8 protein-coding genes and 1 pseudogene are annotated in these 17278 nt (G+C 75.9%); 1 reads left to right on the top strand and 8 read right to left on the bottom strand.

What is annotated here, in order from left to right; all coding sequences use genetic code 11:
• Positions 1-68: 68 nt before the first annotated feature.
• From AB0N31_RS13015 to AB0N31_RS12985, 7 genes are all read right to left on the bottom strand, one after another.
• Positions 69-1949, bottom strand: a complete 1881-nt coding sequence (locus AB0N31_RS13015) for a hypothetical protein (protein ID WP_366058418.1) — start codon at positions 1947-1949, stop codon at positions 69-71.
• Positions 1946-5488, bottom strand: a complete 3543-nt coding sequence (locus tag AB0N31_RS13010) for a DUF5682 family protein (RefSeq protein WP_366058460.1) — start codon at positions 5486-5488, stop codon at positions 1946-1948. The genes AB0N31_RS13015 and AB0N31_RS13010 overlap by 4 nt, the downstream gene beginning before the upstream one ends.
• Before the next feature lie 68 nt (positions 5489-5556).
• A complete protein-coding gene (locus AB0N31_RS13005; protein WP_366058459.1) occupies positions 5557-6726 on the bottom strand; it encodes an AAA family ATPase in 1170 nt (389 codons plus the stop codon).
• Positions 6727-6761: 35 nt separating this feature from the next.
• On the bottom strand, positions 6762-11822 hold the full coding sequence (locus AB0N31_RS13000; RefSeq protein WP_366058417.1) for a hypothetical protein: 5061 nt from the start codon (positions 11820-11822) through the stop codon (positions 6762-6764).
• A complete protein-coding gene (locus tag AB0N31_RS12995; protein ID WP_366058416.1) occupies positions 11819-12673 on the bottom strand; it encodes a DUF4132 domain-containing protein in 855 nt (284 codons plus the stop codon). Before AB0N31_RS12995 ends, AB0N31_RS13000 begins: the two co-directional genes overlap by 4 nt.
• Before the next feature lie 269 nt (positions 12674-12942).
• On the bottom strand, positions 12943-13332 hold the full coding sequence (locus AB0N31_RS12990; RefSeq protein WP_363090272.1) for a cold shock domain-containing protein: 390 nt from the start codon (positions 13330-13332) through the stop codon (positions 12943-12945).
• 123 nt (positions 13333-13455) lie between these two features.
• Entirely contained in the window at positions 13456-13851 is a 396-nt protein-coding gene (locus AB0N31_RS12985) for a DUF5997 family protein (protein WP_366058415.1), read from the bottom strand.
• 58 nt (positions 13852-13909) lie between these two features.
• Between AB0N31_RS12985 and AB0N31_RS12980 the strand changes: the two genes are divergently transcribed.
• A complete protein-coding gene (locus AB0N31_RS12980; protein ID WP_366058414.1) occupies positions 13910-14683 on the top strand; it encodes a LysR family substrate-binding domain-containing protein in 774 nt (257 codons plus the stop codon).
• A gap of 12 nt (positions 14684-14695) precedes the next feature.
• On the opposite strand, the pseudogene AB0N31_RS12975 reads toward AB0N31_RS12980, so the two are convergent.
• Positions 14696-17266, bottom strand: a pseudogene (locus AB0N31_RS12975) (beta-L-arabinofuranosidase domain-containing protein).
• Positions 17267-17278 lie beyond the last annotated feature (12 nt).

Below are 17278 nucleotides of genomic sequence, written 5' to 3'. Positions count from 1 at the left end.
TTCGTGGACCACGCTAGGAGGGATACAGGCCAGGTCCTGTCCTAAAGGGACGGGGCTGCGGATCGTTCTCACGCCGGGAGCGCGGCCACCCCCCACGCCTGCGCGCACAGCGCCCGCTCGACCTCGCCGGTGTACAGCGCCGCCGCCAGCCACGCGCTCGCGAAACGCCCCGAGTCCGACGGCAACAGCCGCCCGAACGTGTCACGGGCGCGGTCCGCCGCGGCGGCGTGCAACGCGTCGAGGAGGTCACCCGCCGTGCCGAGCCCCACACGGCGGAGCCGGGCCCCGTCGCCCGCCGCGCCACCCGGGAAGGCCAGCACCCGGCGGCCCCCCGACACGGCCTGGTGGACCCGTCGGCGCAGCAGATGCAGCGGTGCCTCGTCCACGTCCGGGGCCGGACTCCCGTCGCGGGACGTCGTCGCGGGCAGATCCGCGTGCTGGAGCCGGTCCAGCCCCAGGTCCACCCGGGCGGCCGGGTCGCTCGGGTGCTCGGTGGCCAGCAGCAGCGCACGGGGAACCGGCCCGGGCGCCAGCCGGGCCACGACCCGCACACTGCCGCCCCCGGCCGCCGCCAGCAGACGCAGATTCTCGCGGTACGGCAGAGCGGGCGCGTCGTGGGCCACCGCCAGCCGTAGGGGCACGCCGGCGCAGTCGGCCAGCAGACAGTCGCCCGCCGCCTCCCGGACCGCGCCCCGGAGCGTCACCTCGAGGAACAGCAGATCATGACCGCCCCCGAGGGCCTGCGCCACCTGATCGGCGACGGGTACGGCCCACAACCGGTCCAGCGGCTCGCCGCGCCACGACGCGCCGGACGCGCGCACCGCCCGTACCCCCGCCCCCGCGCCGAGACGCCCCGTCGGCGAGACGGTCGCGCCCGACACGGCGAGGCCCGCGCGCGCCAGTTCACGATGCGTCAGGGAGGTGTCGCCGATCCGGACGGCCCGGTCGGCGGCACCGGTCGCGCGGCCGGGACCACCGGGCGCCACGTCGGACACCGTGTAGAGGCGGCCGCCGGCATCCGCGGTCCAGGTGACCGCGCCCGCGTAACCGGTGGCCGTCAGGACCGGCTCGGAGAACAGTCCGTACAACCGCAGGGAGCCGTCGGGGTGGTACGGCTGCCGTGCCGTGCCGCGCAGTTCGGCCAGGTCGGGGCCCGTGGCGCGGGGGAGGCGGTGCGCCACGGCCAGGAGGCCGCGGAGCGCGTCCGCGAGGCCGTCGAGGCGGTGGGCCGGGTCGGCGGAACGGGCCGCGCGCACCCCGGTGACCACGGAGACCGCGGCGGCCGAGGCGCGGGGGAGACCCGCGAGTCGCGCGGTGTGCGCGGCGCGCAGCAGCTCCGACTGGAGCACGGCGCCGGCCCCGTCGGTGCCGGCCTCCAGGACGGCGGCCGCCGCCTCGAACACCGCACGGGCGGCGGCGCGTTCCTCGGGCCCGGCGGACTGCGGCTCGGGTCCGGGGCCGGCATCCTCCCGCGACTTCCTCGCCGTGTCCGCCGGTTCGCCGGCCGGCGCGGCCGGTGGTGTGTCCTCGGCGACCGGAGCCGCCGAGGCGGCGGCCGCGCGGTGCAGGCAGTCCGGTGCCAGCAGACAGCCGCAGCGGATGGCGTCCGTGCTGGTCACCGTCCCGCCGGGGGCGCGCAGTTCGAGGTCGGTGTCGTCGTCGACGGCGATCCGCACGATGTCGCCGTCGCGCACCGCCGGACGGGCCGCGAGCTTGGCGACCCCCGCGTCCAGCCGCTTGCGGAGCCGGGGCGACAGCGCCCCGACCAGCTCGGCGGTGACGGACGGGGCGACCGGGGGCAGCCCGGCGCCCGGGCGGTCCGAGGCCCCCTCCGGGTCCGGGGGACCGGAGGCGCCTTCCGGCTTCGGGCGACCCGAGGACCCTTCCGGGCCGGGGTGCCCCGAGGTCCCTTCCGGGCCCGGGTGTTCCGCGGACAGGTCCGGAGTCATGCGATCTTCTCCCCTACCCAGCGGGCGAGTTCGAGTGGACTGAGGGCGGCCACGGGCATGCCCGCGGCGACGAGCTGACCGGCGACGCCCGTGGAGTAGCGGGGCCGGCCCGTGTCGTCGAGGCTCGCGCAGCCCAGGACGTGACAGCCCGCCCCGACCAGTGCGCGGACCTCGGCTAGCAGCCCGCCGAGCGGATGGCCCTCCTCGAAGTCGCTGACGACCACGACGAGGGTCCGCGAGGGGACGGTGACCAGCTCACGGGCGTGCCGCAGTCCCGCCGCGATGTGCGTGCCGCCGCCCACGCTGACCTCCAACAGCAGCGACAGCGGGTCCTCGACGTGCCCCGTGAGATCGATGACCTCGGTGGAGAACGCCAGGAAGTGCGTGGACAGGGTCGGCACCCCGGCCAGCACCGACGCCGTGAGCGCAGCCCAGACGGTGGACGCCTCCATGGACCCGGACACGTCGGTGACCAGGATCAGCCGCCAGTCCGCGGACCGGCGCGCGCGGGTGCGGAACACGGGGTGCTCGGGGATGACCCGGACCGTGCCGTCGGGGGCGCGGCGCGCGGTCGCCAGGTTGGCGCGCAGGGTGCGCGGCAGGTCGAGGCCGCCGCCCGGGCGTCTGCTCGGGCGCGGCAGGGCCGTGCCGTGCAGGGCCGGCCGCAGCCGGGTGGCCAGTTGCCGGGTCAGGGCCTCGACCAGCCGTCGGACCAGCGGACGCAGCGCGGCCAGCCGGGCCTCGGGCAGGCCGCCCGCGTGACTCAGCACGGTGCGCAGCAGGTCGACCGAGGGGCGCACGCTGTCCGCGTCCAGCTCGGCGAGCACGTCCCTCCGGCCCGCCGCCGCGGCCGCCGCCAGCACCTCCTCCCGGATGCCCGGACCGAACAGCACCGCCAGCTCCTGCGACCACTCCCGCACGCCGGGGTAGGGCACCTCCCGGCCGCCACCCGAGCCGCGCCCGGTCAGGTCGCCCCTGCTGCCCTCCCCGCGTCCGCTGCCGTACAGCTCGTCCAGCGCGGTCGCCAACGAAGCAGCCGAGGAGGCAAGCCGGTCCTTCCCGCGGCCCAGGACGAGTCGCCAGCGGTCACCGGGGGCGAGCAGACCGCCCTCGGCCCGGGCCCCCGGCGACCCGACGGGCACATCCGCCTGCGCGGCGGCGGGCTCGGGCAGCAGCCCCAGAGTCCGCAGGGTCTCGCGGCCGGCGAGGTCCGCCCGCGCCCAGGCGGCGAGCGCGGCCGGGTCGACACCGCCGGTGTCCGCGACGTGCGAGACGTCCAGGCGTTCCTCGACGGCCGCCAGGAGACGGTCGCGGGCCGCGGGACTGAGGGCGTCGAAGCCGCCGCGCAGCGCCGGGAGCCGGTCGAGGAACTCCCGGTCGGGCAGCTCCGACACCCGGTCGAGCAGGGGTTCCAGCGCGGTCGCCGCCGCCTCCAGCAGGGGACCCGCGGCGGTCAGCAGCCCGCCGAGCCGCGCGGTGAGCGCGGCCCGCGAGTCCGCGTCGACGGCCCCGTCGACCCAGGACGCCACCCGGTCCCCGAACACCCGCGGATCCTCCTGCCCGAGCAGCACGCGTACGGCCCCGGCGGCGCCGCGCATCAGCGGGGACCCGTCGGCCGCCAGCCGGCCGAGGGCATCGGTGAGCCTGATGCCGCCCGACAGGTCGGCACGGTGGGCCAGTTCGAGCAGGGCGCGGGCGTCCGCCAGGTCCTCGGAACCGGTCAGGCCGTCCACCTGCCGCACCGCCGCCGACGTGAGCAGCTCGGCCACGCCGGCCGCCCGCGCCGTACGGTCCCCGTCGGCGCCGAGACCGGGGACGTGCCCGGCCCGCAGCCGGTCCAGCAGGGCCAGCCCGGCGAGCAGCTCGGGCAGGGTGCCGATGCCGGGAAGCGCCTCGGCGAGGTCGTCGAGGCGCTCGTCCGCGAGCCCGGTCAGACCGCACTCGGCGGCCTGCGCCAGCCCGTCGAGAGCCTGCGCCGCCGTCGGCCCGCCCTCGTCCTCCTCCGCGCGCCGCCGCTCGCGCAGCACCCCTTCGGCGGCCTGCGCGGCGGTGACCCCGCGCACACCGGTCGCGGTCAGCATGGCCGCCGTCGCGGGCGTCCAGCGCACCTCCCAGCGCGAGGTGAGCGCCTCGGCACCTCCCGCGCCGACCACCTCCTTCGCCTCCCCGTACGGCACCCCGCACCCCGCCAGCCGGCGCAGCAGCAGCTCACGGCGCCGGTCGAGGTCGGAGCGCAGCGGGTCCAGACGCAGGTCCCGTGCCGCACCGGGCACCCCGTCCGCCGGTCCGGGCAGGCCCAGTTCCGCCACCTCGCCCTCGACCGCCGGGGCCAGGCCGCAGCGCGGCGCGTCCGGCGCGGGCCGCCCGGTGCGGGTGCCGACCAGCACCCGCTCCATCGCCCGCGCCACGGCCCGCCCCCGCCCGTACGGCTCACCCTGCGTCAGCACCGTCTGCACGGCCTCCACCAGCTCACCCCGGCCCGCCGCGGGCAGCCCGCGCAGCCGGGACAGATCGGAGGCGAGCCGGACGATCTCCCGCGCGTCGGCCGGCCCCGACGGGTGACCGAGGAGGCGCAGCTCGGCACAGACGCGGACGGCGGCCCGCGTCAGCGCCTCTTCCAGCGCCTCGGGAACGCCCGCGGCCCGCAGGACCATGTCCTGCCACTCGGGGTCCCGGATGCCCGCCGGATAACCGGACCGCTCGTCCAGCAGGGCGTAGGTGTAGGGGATGAGGGACGTGGTCCACGCGGGGCGGTCCGGGCCGGCTGCGGCCTGATCGGTCTCCGCCGACCCCGCCGCCTCCGCCGCCTCCTTTGGGTGTCCACCCACCAGCGCCGGGGCGTGGAAGGCCCCGACCACCACGGCGGCCCGCTCCCCGTGCGCGGTGGCCCGCGCGATGCGCGCCCGCATCCACCGCTCCCGCCGCAGGTCCAGCTCGGGCACGCCGCCCGCCGCGGCCGCGTCCTCGCGCAGCGCCCAGCCGGTGAGCAGGGCCGCCCGGCGCAGGGCCTCCGGCGGCGAACCGGGTGCGGTGGCCTCGACGAGCCGGTCCCACAGATCGTCCCCGGGACGGCCGCTCACCCCGGCCCGCAGCGCGGCGGCCAGCCCTGGACCGCCCGCACCCGGCGGCGGGGCGGCGGCCCGGCCCGCGTGCCACGCCCGGTCGGCGAGCGGCAGGTCGCAGGCGACCACCGGCACGCCCCGGCGGTTCGCCCAGCGCACGGCGGCCAGCTCGGGCGAGAAGTCCGCGAACGGATAGAACGCCGGCCCCGCGCCGCCCCTGCCGTCGGCGGGGGCGGCGGCGAGCGCGACCGGGGCCCGCGTCTCCTCGTGCCCGAGCCACGGCAGCCACTCCTGCATCTCGGCCGGCAGCTCGACGAGCAGCACGTCCGGCTTCGCCGCGTCCAGCAGCGCGGGCATCGCCGCGGCCAGGGAGGGCGCGTGGTGCCGTACGCCCACCAGGTAGGGCGCCGCCGGGCCGGTCAGGGCGGCGAGGGCCTCCTCGGGAGGTACGGAACCGGGACGGGAACCGGGTGCCACCCGACCGGGGCCGGATCCGGCCGCGCCCGGTCCGTGGTGGGTGGAGAGGCGGGAGAGGGACACGGCCGTCAGCCCTCCAGAACCGTGCGCAGGTCCCACAGGGTGCGCCAGGTGGCGGAGCCCTGCTCCGCGCGGCGGCGGACGGGACCGTCCCAGTAGCCGCGCAGCCGGGCCGCGTCGGCGGGGTCGTCCTTGCGGACCACGCCCAGCAGGTGCCCCGGCAGCAGGCCGAGCACGTCACGGTCCCCCGGGAAGTACGCCGCCGCCAGAGCCAGGGCCCCCGCCACGGACACGGCCTCGGCGGTGCTCATCACGGTGGACGGCCGCTCCACCTCCCAGCCCTCCGCCGACCGGCCCTCGCGCAGATCCCGGAAGGCCGTCACCAGCGCCTCCAGCACCGCGTCGTCGACGTGGAACGGCGCCCCCGCCCGCTCCACGGACGCCCGCGCCTGGCTGCGCACGAGCGCCGTCTCCGCGTCGACGTCCGGGATCGGGCCGACCGTCTCGAAGTTGAAACGGCGCTTGAGGGCCGCGGACATCTCGGAGACACCCCTGTCGCGCAGGTTGGCGGTGGCGATGAGGTTGAACCCGGGCGCCGCGTGCGCCAACGCGTCCTCGGAGCCCGCCAGTTCGGGTACCGCGATGCGCCGCTCGGAGAGCAGTGACACGAGGGAGTCCTGCACCTCGGGCAGACAGCGGGTGACCTCCTCGACCCGTGCGATGCCGCCCCGGTGCATGGCGGTCAGCACCGGCGAGGGCACCAGCGCCTGCCGGCTCGGGCCCTGCGCCAGCAACAGGGCGTAGTTCCAGCCGTACTTGAGCTGGTCCTCCGTGGTGCCCGCCGTGCCCTGCACGACCAGGCCGCTGGTGCCGCACACGGCGGCCGACAGCAGCTCCGACAGCATGGACTTGGCGGTACCGGGCTCGCCGACGAGCAGCAGACCGCGCTCGCCCGCGAGGGTCACCACGCACCGCTCGACCAGGGCCCGGTCGCCCACGAACTTGCCCTCGATCACGAGCCGGCGCGGCACCCCGTCGGCCGCCTCGGCACCGTCGGGCAGTTTCAGGGCCCGCCCGCCGCTGCCCATGACGAACGTGACGACCGCCCGCGGGGTCAGCCGCCAGGCGGGCGGACGCGGCCCGTCGTCGTACGCGGCGAGGAAGGCCAGTTCGGTGGCGTGCCGGTCCTCGGGCGGGACGACCTGGCGGGCCGGGGAGGGGGAGAGGGCGGTCGTCATCGGCGCGGTTTCTTCCAGGTGCGGGGGGACGGTGGTCATCGGCGGCGGCCCTTGCGGGTGGCGCGGGTGGTCAGTTCCTCGTAGGCCGGGGCGTCGCCGGTGCGGACGCGGTCCCATGCGCGGGTGAACAGCTCGGGCACCGGCATCAGCGGCACCGCACGGGCGCGCTCACCCACCGGATACAGGCCCTCCTTCCACACCTCGACCGGCAGAGCGGGCGCCTTCGGCTCGCGCCAGCCGCAGGGCAGGAAGAGGGTGCGTCCGGCGCGCGGCCGCTTGGCCTCCACGACCAGGTCGGTGGCCGCGAGTTCCGCACGGGCCTTCTTCGTCCGGGCGGGCTTCCAGCCGGTCCAGCGGGCGCAGTTGCGGTCCGTGGGGTCGGGCAGGGCGAGCAGCTGGAGGTACAGCGCCGCCGCGTCCTCGCTCAAAGCGTGCGCACCGGCGACCTCCGCGACCAGCTCCGGAACGGTGGCCGTCGGGTCCTGGGCGTGCCCGCCGGCCTCCTCGGGACCGGTGCCGGCGGCGAGCGCACGGGCCAGGTCGTCGCCGAGGACGGCCCGCAGCGCGCGCAGGCCGCCGCCGCGTCCCGGTCCGGCCAGCCCTTCGACGAGTCCGAACACGGCGTCGTCCGGCCCGGTCAGCCCGGCCGGCCGCACCAGGACCGCCTCCTGGTCCTGGTACCAGGGGCGCAGCACGAGTGCGTCGCCCAGCCGGGTCAGACCGTCCGCGTCACCGCCGCCGGTGGCGGGCAGACCGTAGGCCTTGCGCAGGGCGGGAGCGGTCATGCCCTTCTCCGCCCAGGTGACGTCGAGGTCGAGCAGCAGTCCCGGGTCCGTGAGGCGGCGGCGCACCGCGGCGAGGCCTTCGGGCAGGGCGGCGCGCAGCGGATGGCCGTACGGCAGCGTGTAGGCGAGCCCGGCCAGGGAGGCCACGGCGTTCGACAGGTGGTGGCGGCCGGGCAGCGCCCGCGCGTCGTCGGGTACGAGGTCGCCGTTCCTGCCGGGCCGCTGCACGGTGGTGCGGCTGATCCAGGGCGTGCGCGTCGGGTTGAGCACGTCCTCGGCCGCACCGGCGGAGACCCCGGCGAGTTCGAGATCGGCGGCGATGTCCTCGGGGAGACGGACGAACCCGCCGAACCGCTCCTGCCAGATCCGTCCCGCGGCCGCCGTGTCGGGGCCGACGGTCCACAGGTCACCGGGGCTGCCGGGCAGCAGGGCGCCGACGAGGGCGGACCCGTCGCCGAGCCGGAAGGAGGTCAGCAGGCCGTCGCCGAAGGTCTTCTGACGGGGTTTCAGGCCAAGGGTCGCGAGCCGGTCCGTGGCCACCTGCACCGGCTTGCCGGCCAGCAGCAGCGCCGACTGCACGGGCCCGAGTCCGCCCCCTGTCGCGGCGACGAGCGCGTGCGGCGCCTCCGGCTGCCAGGGTGCGGGGCCCTTGTCCCGGATCAGCCCGGTGACGGCGGTCAGGGCGTCGGCGGGGAACACCGGCGGGTGCGCGCTCTCCCGCTCCAGCACGAAGTGGGCGATCGCGCCGAACGCCCCGGACGGGTCGTGGTCCAGGGCCAGCCAGTGCACCCGGCCCTTCTCCCGGTCGACCTGCCGGCAGCCGAGCACGACGACCGTACGGCCGTCGCGGCGCAGCACCTGGCCCAGACGCTCGTGCTTGTCCTGCGGCTCGCTCAGCACGACCTCCCGCAGAGCGGCGCCGTCGGCCGCGGCCAGCCGCCCGTCCGCGATCACCTCGAACAGCACCAGGAGAGCCTCCCGGTGCGCGTCGGGGAGGACCGGGGAGGCGGCACGGTAGGCCAGGGGTCGCAGCACGTCGAGCAGGGACGGCCACAGCATCCCGATGCCGGGGACGGTGAACTCGTCGCTCCGCCACCCTTGCGCGGACCCCGTCGACCGGGAGCGCTCGGGCAGCGGCCTGCCGTCGGCGGGCCTGCCGGACAGCACGTGGTTGACGGCGCGGATCTGCCGCACGGCGCTCCACTGCTGCCCGCCGCCCCACCAGCCCTGCTGGTCGGCGAGGCCGGCGGTGGCCTCCCGCAGTGTCTGGTCGTCCGCGTGCCGGGGGCTGTAGTCGTCGAACATGCCCTCGACGCGCCGCCGTTGCACCGGCTTCGGCTCCACCGGAGGAGCCACGAACGCGGCGGTCGACTCCGCGAGCCGCAGCACCGCGCGCACCAGCGCGGAGACCCCGATGAGCAGGCGCCGCTCGCGCAGACCGGGCAGGCAACGGGAGACCGCCTCGCGCAGGACCTCGTCGGCGGACGGCAGGACGGACGTGCCGTCGGTGGCGTCGTCCGACACCGAGGGCGTTCCCGCCGTGGCCGCCGTCAACCCCTCGGCCGAGCCCGCCGAGGCGGCCTTCGCCGCCGCCACGCGCGCGGCGTGCTCGGCGAGCGCCTCCGCGCCGGTGCGCAGCACCACGGCCGCCTGCTCGTCGCTCAGCGCCCGCAGCACCGCCGACGCGGCCTCGTCCCGGGGCCGCAGCGCGTGCCAGAAGTCGATCGGCGGGACCAGCCGCGTGCCGGCGGCGAACTCGCCGCCCCGCTCCAGCGGGGTCACCCGCCCCGACTCCCCGGACCCGGAGGTGTCGTCCGCGGTGTGGAAGGCGATCTGCCGGTGCAGGGCGACGACGACGGGCTCGGCCCCTCCGGGGAGCCGCAGCGCGCCGACCGGCACGCCGCGGGCGACGCCGTCGCGGCCCTTCGGCAGGGAGACCGTGCGCCCGTCCGGCGTGCCGGCGGTGATGCGGGCCCCGGCGCCCTCGCCCTCCTCGCGCACCCAGCGTCCGAGGACCGTGCCGTCCGTGCCGAACGGGCTGTGCTCCAGACCGGGCTGGAGCGGCAGCACCACGCAGTGCTGCTGGAGCAGCGTGGACTCGTCGGTGATGCCCGACCGCAGGAACACGGGCAGCGAGGCACGCCCGTGGGTACCGGTGGCCGGGTCGTACTCCAGCCACACCTGCTTGCGCCCCTGCCGGCCCTGACGCCAGTACGAGGTGCCGTCGCCGAGGATGCGGCGGCTCGGCGGCAGGACGGTGTCACCGGTGTGCAGCGTGCGGCCGCCGGTGGCCCGGCCGCCCCCCGGCAGCGGGATCGAGGGTTCACCGGCGTCGTTGGCGCCGTACCAGTGCGAGACCCGTTCGCCGCCCAGGGGGAAGGTGTCGGAGGGGCGGGCCGACCAGTAGCCGAACTGCTTGCCGCCGTGCGGCCACGTCACCAGCAGCTCGCCGTCCGTGAAGCGGAACGACGGACGCTGCCAGCGGTCCAGGCCGTCGGGCAGCCGCAGGTCGTGTTCGAGGAGGATGTCCTCGGGGCCGACGACGATCACCTTGTGCCTGCGGGAGAGGATCAGCGCGGGCCAGGCCTCCTCGACGCGCAGGGTGTCGTCACGGTCGCGCCTGGTCTCGGCGTCGAGCCGCTTCAGCGCCTCCTCGAGGGCGGGCCAGACCAGTTCGTCCGGGATGCCGGCGCGCAGCGTGCGGCCGAGCAGCGGCGCGACCTCGTGCGCGGCGACCTCGGCGACGGCGGCGGGACCGACCCGGGCCGCGACCGTGCGGAACGGCCGCAGTCTCTCCAGCGCCGCGCGCGCGGCGGGCAGACCGGCCGCGGCGGTCAGCTCCCCGGCCGCGTCCTCCAGCCACTCGCGCAGCACGTCGGCGAGCACGGGATGACCGGCCAGGCCCTCCAGCAGCTGCGTGTCCGGCCGGTGGCCGCTGAGCGTGCCGACGGACAGGTACAGCAGCCGACGGTGGCGCGGGTGCGCCGCGAGGGCCGTCAGGTCCCGCCGCCCCGGCGCCTCGTCCTTCAGCCACTGGCCCAGGGGGAGGAAGACGTTCCGGCCGGTGCCGGGGTCCGTCAGCGGCACGTCCTCCGCCAGGCACAGGTCGAGCAGGTCCAGGTCGGCACCGGGGTGCCAGCGGCCGGTGAAGAGGTCGACGGGCCGGCCGCCCTCACGCAGCCGCGACGCCATCCGCCGGACGAGCGCCAGTGTGGCGGGCGACCGGCCGCTGACCGAGCTGCCGTGCTTGCGGTGCAGGGACCAGCGGCTGAGCCAGTCCGCCGCGTCGACGTCGGAATCGGTCTCCCCGGTGAGCAGCAGATCCGCGCCGCACTCGGTGAGCAGGTCCAGCCAGAACTCGTCGTCGCGCGTGGCGCGGCCCAGGCCGGCCGGCATGATCTCCAGCAGCCGGGCCCGCACGGCGGGCTGCTCCCGGGCGAGCAGCACCAGCGTCGCCCGGTAGGTGTTCCAGAAGGACGCGGGCGCCCGGACCGCCGCCGGGGAGGCGATCAGGTCGGCGACCAGCGCGCACTCCTCGCCGACCCGGTCCAGGCCCGCGGCCTTGATCAGCCCGCGCGCGTCCTGCGGGAGCGAGGCGTACGGCGGCATGCCGGCCGCGCAGCGCTCCACCGTCAGCTGCCGGAACTGGCTCCAGGCGTCGGCGGGGCTGAGGCGCGCCGCGAGGGCCTTGACGTGCTCCTTGAGCGCCTTCACGGTGAGCGCCCCGGCGAACGCGAACTCCAGGAACACGGCGCGCTGCCGTTCCTCGTCGACGGCCAGCGCGTGCACCCGCTCGGCTTCGCGTGCCTTGCCGAAGAACGCGGCGGCGTACGTGGTGTTCTCGTGCCGGAGGAAGACGCGGGCGGCCTGCTCGTAGAAGGTGGGCAGGAAGTGCGGCACGGCCCGGCCGAGCCGTTCGCCGAGCGCCTCGAAGCCCTCCTTGGCGGTGCCGGGGCGGGACTTGGCCTGCCGGGCGAGCCGCTCGACGTCCTTGACGAGGGCCAGCGCGTGGTGGCCGTTCGCCGGGTCGTTGACCAGCGCCCAGGCGGGGAAGCCGAGCGTCTCCCGGCGTATCTGCCCGACCTGCGGCGTCTCCGGCTCCCGGACCAGGCCGAGGAAGTCCAGCGCCAGGTCCTCCGCCTCGCCGAGCGTGCCCGGCACCAGCCGCACGATCCTGCGCTCGTCCAGGGCGGGGTGCGTGTACGTGCGCACGGTGAGGACGTCGGCGTCCTCCCGGCCGGTCGTGCCCGGCGGCAGGATCGCGCCGGCGTCGAGCAGTGCCGCGGAAGCCGTCTCGTCGTACGTCGTCATGCCGCCTGCTCCTCGTCCTCGATGTTCCGCCCGGCGTACAGCGAGGCCGCCATGCGCATGCCTTCCGACCAGGCCACCGGCCCCACCTGACCGAGCTTCAGCGCCCGGCCGGCGGGGTCGGTGAAGGTGAGGGGGCCGGTCTCCGTCTCCTCGTAGCCTTCGTAGTCGCCGATCCACACCCGGGCCTCGACACCCCGGCCGTCCTCCAGGACGGAGCAGACGGCGTTGCCGCCGCGCACGCGGTAACCGAGCTGGGCGGCCCTGCCGTGCAGGAAGCGCAGCTCCTTGAAGGCGCCGCCGGCGTACTCCTCGACGGAGGTGCCCTCCGCGTCGAGCGCGGCGGGCCGGTGCCAGACCTCGCGGAACAGCTGCTGGGCGCGCTGCTCGACGCCGAGTTCGACGGCGAACTCCCTGAGGTCCTCCAGGTCTTCGAGGAGCACCGGGTGCGGGAGGCGGACGAGGCCAGGGGTGATGCGGACGGTGTCGCCGTCGAGGTCGACGAGGCCGAGGCCGCGCTCGGGGTCGGCGTCCCGCAGGAATCCGGCCACCTCGCCGTCCTCCCCGGTGACGACGAGGTCGCGCAGGGCGGCCTGCCACGCCGGGTCGGGCCACACCCGCGCGAGAACGTCGAACGGCACCGGCAGCGAGCGCACCATCCAGCGCTCGACGTCGGTCAGGCACCGCTGTTCGTGCCGTTCCAGCCATTCGACGAGCTGGCGCAGGCCCACCACGGCCGGATCGTCCGCGATCTTGGGCGGCACGGACTTCAACCGTCGTCCCGCCGCGTTGCGGCACACCACCTTGCCGTCCTCGAGGGCGACTTCATAGCCGCCGGCCGACACCCACCCCATGTGTGCCTCCCGCACCCGCAGTGATCAAGTGACGGGAACTCTAGATCAGGCCACTGACAACGGGCCTGCGACGAGTGGTCGGCGTTCCGGCGGCCGTTTTCCCGGGACCGGGCGCCTCGATCACCGCCGCCGGGACGGTCGCCGCGCCGCACGCCCTCGAACCACCGGGTGGAGGTGGAAGCGGAAGTGGAAACGGGCGGCGCGGGCCGGGTGGCACGCGGCCACGGGCCGGTCACGGAGGTGTACCGGCAGGGGGCCGGCGGGGGAGGTCAGCCCTCGACCCAGCCGTGGTTCTTCGCGAACTGGGCCAGTCCGGAGCGCACCTGGAGGATCTGCTCGGCGGTCAGCGAGGGCGCCGCCGTCAGCAGGGCCTCGGTGACGTCGCGGGTGAACTCCTCCGTGCTGAGCACGTCGCACAGGACGTCGTCGTCGGCCGCGAGCGGCTTGCCGTCCGCCCCGCGCGCGAGCCGTACCCCGGAAGCCTTCGGGCCGCGCTCGCCGTCCTCGATCTCGAACTCCACGACGATGCCCCGGCGGACCTGCGACTCGGGCATCAGCATGTCGTTGACGTGCAGGAACACGTCCTCCCCGCCGTCGTCGGGCGCGATGAACCCGTAACCGCGCTGGCTGTCGAAGCGCACCACACGACCAGCAACCATCCCAACCCCCAGCGACCTCGCACACCCACGTCGGTGAACCTCACCAGATCGTAGTCACCCCGACGGTCGGGGGCGACCACCACGGGCGCACGGGGCAGGCTCCGACGCCGTACGGGAGGCGGGTCAGGACTCCGCGCCGGCGGCCTTCTCGGCGTCGCGCTGCCGCAGGCGCGCCGCCTCCTTGCGGACCTCGGCCTGGGTGGCGCGCTCCTTCGCCAGCCACTCGGGCCCGGCGTCCTTGATCTCCTGGATCTGCTCGGTGGTCAGCGCCTCCGTGACACCGCCGCGCGCCAGTCCGGCGATGGACACGCCGAGCTTGGCCGCCACCACCGGACGGGGGTGCGGGCCCTTCTCCCGCAGGGCGCGCAGCCACTCCGGCGGGTTCGCCTGGAGCTCGTTCAGCTCGGCGCGCGTGACGACACCCTCCTGGAACTCGGCGGGGGTGGCGGGGAGGTACACACCCAGCTTCTTCGCCGCGGTCGCGGGCTTCATCGTCTGGGTGCTCTGGTGCGACGTCATGCCGTCCAGGGTATCGGCCGCGAACCGGACCGCCGACCACAGCCGGTAGCCTGGCGGGATGACCGACTCGGCGGATTCCCCCTCGTTCCGGCTCGCGTACGTCCCCGGAGTGACCCCCGCCAAGTGGGCGCGGACCTGGCAGGAGCGCCTGCCCGACGTACCCCTCGTCCTCCTTCAGACGGCGCCCGCCGAGGCTCCCGCAATGCTGCGCGAGGGCACCGCCGACGCGGCCTTCGTCCGGCTCCCGGTGGACCGTACGGTGTTCAGCGCGATCCCCCTCTACACCGAGACCACGGTGGTCGTGGTCCCCAAGGACCACGTGATCACGGCGGCCGACGAGGTGACCCTCGACGACCTCGCCGACGAGGTGGTCGTCCACCCGCTGGACGACGTCCTCGACTGGGAGCGGCTCCCGGGGGAGCCCGCCTTCGAGCGCCCGGCGACCACGGCCGACGCGATCGAGCTGGTCGCGGCGAACATCGGCGTGCTGGTCGTGCCCCAGTCGCTGGCCCGGCTGCACCACCGCCGCGACCTCACCTACCGGACCCTCGTCGACGCCCCGCAGTCCGGCGTCGCCCTCGCCTGGCCGCAGGACGCCACCACCGACCTGGTCGAGGACTTCATCGGCATCGTCCGCGGCCGCACGGTCAACAGCACCCGTGGCCGGGACCGGCAGCCGTCGGCCGAGCCGAAGGCCGAGCGTCCCAAGCCGAGGACCGGCGGCGCCCCGCGCAAGGCCGGCTCGGGCGGAGCCGCCCGGGGGCGCGCCGGTGGCGCCAAGGGAGGCGGCGGCCGGCGCGGCACCGGCGGCAGACCCCGCCGCCGCTCGTAGCGGTACCGGGCGTCACGGCACGAAGGTCGCGCTCCGCGCGGTGCCCACCACCCGCTCCCCGTCGGCCCGCCCGAGCAGCCCCGCGGCGACCCAGGCGTCCACCACGCTCCGCACCCGGCTCACCAGCGCTCCCTTCCCGCGGAACGGCGCCCTCGCCCAGATCTCGTCGAGCAGCGTGGTGCCGTCCGTCCTCGCGGGGTTGGCCACCCCCGCGTCGGTGCCGCCGAAGACGACCCGGGGCTCCACCCGCCGCACGTAGGCGTGCGTGGGGTCCTCGGTGCCCTCGAAGAAGGGCGCGAACTCGGTGCCGTCGAGCGTGTAGTGCAGCGGCTTCCCGCTCACGGGCGTCAGCGAGGGCGACAGGTCGCCGGAGAGCGCCGCGTTGCGGTAGAGGCCGAACTCCAGGTACGACGTCGACGGGTCGCGGGCGACCAGGTTCACGGGGCCGTGGAACAGGGTCTGCAGGGACGGGTCGTCCGGGGTCTTCTCGACCCGTAGCCGGAACGGGGCCGACACGCGCACGGTGTCCCCGTCGTGCCAGGACCGGGACACCGTGAAGTAGGTCCCGGGCGTCGGGACGCCGCTCGCCTCACGGCCGTTGACCGTCACCCGGAACCCGGCGGTCGCCCACGCCGGCACCCGCAGCCGCAGCGCGAAGGACGCCGTACGGCCCCGGACGGTGAGCGTGGTGCCCTGTTCGGGTGGGAAGCCGGTGCTCTGGGTGACGGTCACGCCCTTCTCGGCCCAGGTCAGCGTGGACGCGCTGTAGAGGTTGACGTACAGCGCGCTGCCGTCGGCGGCCGTGAAGTACACCGAGTCCTGGTACTTCGTGGCGCTCTCCATGCCGGTGCCCTCGCAGCAGGTGGTGCCCTGCTTCGGCGTGTAGTCGCGCACATGGCCCGGCGTGAGCCCGATGAAGTACGTGACCAGCGGCTTCTCCGCGTCCGCCCGGTCCTGCCGGGAACCGAGGACCTGGTTGAGCAGGGCCCGCTCGTAGTACTCCATGTACTTCGGGTCCTGCTCGTGGAAGAACAGCGTCCGGCTGAGCTTGAGCAGGTTGTACGCGCAGCACGTCTCGGCCGTGGTGGCGCCGATCGTGCCGGCGATGACGTCCCGCGCCTTCCAGAACTCGCCCGTGCCGGTGCCGCCGATGCCGTACGTGCGGTGCGGTACGACCATGTCCCAGAAGTTCTTCGCGGCGGTGAGGTAGCGTTCCTCGCCCGTCGCGTCGTACAGCCGGACGTACCCGGTGAAGATCGGTATGTGCTGGTTGGCGTGCAGGCCGTCGAGGACGTCGGTGTTCGCGGCGCACGCGTCGATGAGCCGGTCGAGGTCGAACAGCCGGGCCAGCGCGAGGTGTTCGGCCTTTCCCGTGAGCGCGTGTAGTCGCTGCCGGTCATCGACTCCAGCTGGACGAACTGCGTCTCCGGGTGCGCCGCGAGGAACCCCGGATGGCCGGGGCCGCCCCAGGTGCGGCGCAGGGTGGCGGTCAGGCCGCGCCCGGAGGAGTCCGCGAAGGAGGAGCCGGACGTCTCGTCGAAGGCGTACGAGACGAGGTCGCCGGGGACGCGGACGCTCTGCAGCTCGGTGATCTCGTCGGCGGTCAGGGTGCGCGACCACATGTCGAACCCGCCGAACGCGCCCGCGAAGACCGGGTCGGAGGCGTAGTGGGAGCGGCCGAGCCAGTGGTGGGCGAGGGTGCCGAGGGCCGCCGGGGTCAGGGACATCGCCGTGTTCCGGGCGACGGCCGTGCCGTTGACGTGGAGCGTTCCGGTGCCGCCGCCGATGGTGACCGCGAGGTGGCTCCAGCGGTTCAGGGGCAGTGCGGTGGTGCCGTCGAGGGCCTGCTCGGCGCCGGGCCCGTCGGTGGTCACGGCGAACCGGGGCACGCCGGCGGCGTTGCGCACGGCCAGGTAGAGGTAGCGGGTCGTGTCGTCGCCGAAGTCCAGGACGCGGGCCCAGGCGCCGTCGTGGGTGGGTCTCACCCAGGCGGCCAGGGTGATCTCGGCGGCGCCGCCGAGGACTGCGGCAGGAAGGTCGACGTACCGGTACGACCCGCGCACGTGCTCCGCGGCCCGTCCGAACCGTCCGTCCACGCTCAGGACGGCCGGGTCGTGCCGCAGCGCCTCGCGCACCTCCGTCAGCGCGCCGACCATCGTGCCGATCCGGTCCGCGTACACCTGCTCACCGGTGCCCGCGTACGCCTGGGACAGCATGGTGAGGAAGTGCCCGGTGCAGTGGCCGCGCAGATTGCCGTTGGCCTCGCCGTCGAGCCCTTCCCAGCCGCCGGGGGCGGCCGCGCCCAGGGTGGACAGGCCGGCGTTGGCGCGGAACACCTGGAGCAGCCGGTTCACGTCGTAGCCGCGGGCGTGGTCGAGCATCAGCTGCCGCTTGGCGGCGAAGACACCGGCACCGAGCCGGACGGCGTCGAGGGGGGAAGGGCCGGAGCGTCCGGGCGGCCGGGGGCGGCGGTGCCGTGGCCCCGGCCGCCGCCGCGGCCGCCGCGTCCCCGATGCGGGGGACGGCGGCGGTGGCGAGGATCGCGCTCTGCAGAAGGGTCCGTCTGGTGAGGGGCGGTGCCATGTGCTGCTCCTC

The organism is Streptomyces sp. NPDC051051 (assembly GCF_040682975.1).
Taxonomy (GTDB): domain Bacteria; phylum Actinomycetota; class Actinomycetes; order Streptomycetales; family Streptomycetaceae; genus Streptomyces.
This window is presented reverse-complemented; position numbering and strand designations above follow the sequence as displayed.

What these genes read in the sequence shown, in the direction of transcription:
- AB0N31_RS12985 (WP_366058415.1), bottom strand. Translation starts at nt 13,851, where the DNA reads ATGACGTCGCACCAGAGCACCCAGACGATGAAGCCCGCGACCGCGGCG.
- AB0N31_RS12990 (WP_363090272.1), bottom strand. Translation starts at nt 13,332, where the DNA reads ATGGTTGCTGGTCGTGTGGTGCGCTTCGACAGCCAGCGCGGTTACGGG.
- AB0N31_RS13005 (WP_366058459.1), bottom strand. Translation starts at nt 6,726, where the DNA reads ATGACGACCGCCCTCTCCCCCTCCCCGGCCCGCCAGGTCGTCCCGCCC.
- AB0N31_RS12980 (WP_366058414.1), top strand. Translation starts at nt 13,910, where the DNA reads ATGACCGACTCGGCGGATTCCCCCTCGTTCCGGCTCGCGTACGTCCCC.
- AB0N31_RS13015 (WP_366058418.1), bottom strand. Translation starts at nt 1,949, where the DNA reads ATGACTCCGGACCTGTCCGCGGAACACCCGGGCCCGGAAGGGACCTCG.
- AB0N31_RS13000 (WP_366058417.1), bottom strand. Translation starts at nt 11,822, where the DNA reads ATGACGACGTACGACGAGACGGCTTCCGCGGCACTGCTCGACGCCGGC.
- AB0N31_RS12995 (WP_366058416.1), bottom strand. Translation starts at nt 12,673, where the DNA reads ATGGGGTGGGTGTCGGCCGGCGGCTATGAAGTCGCCCTCGAGGACGGC.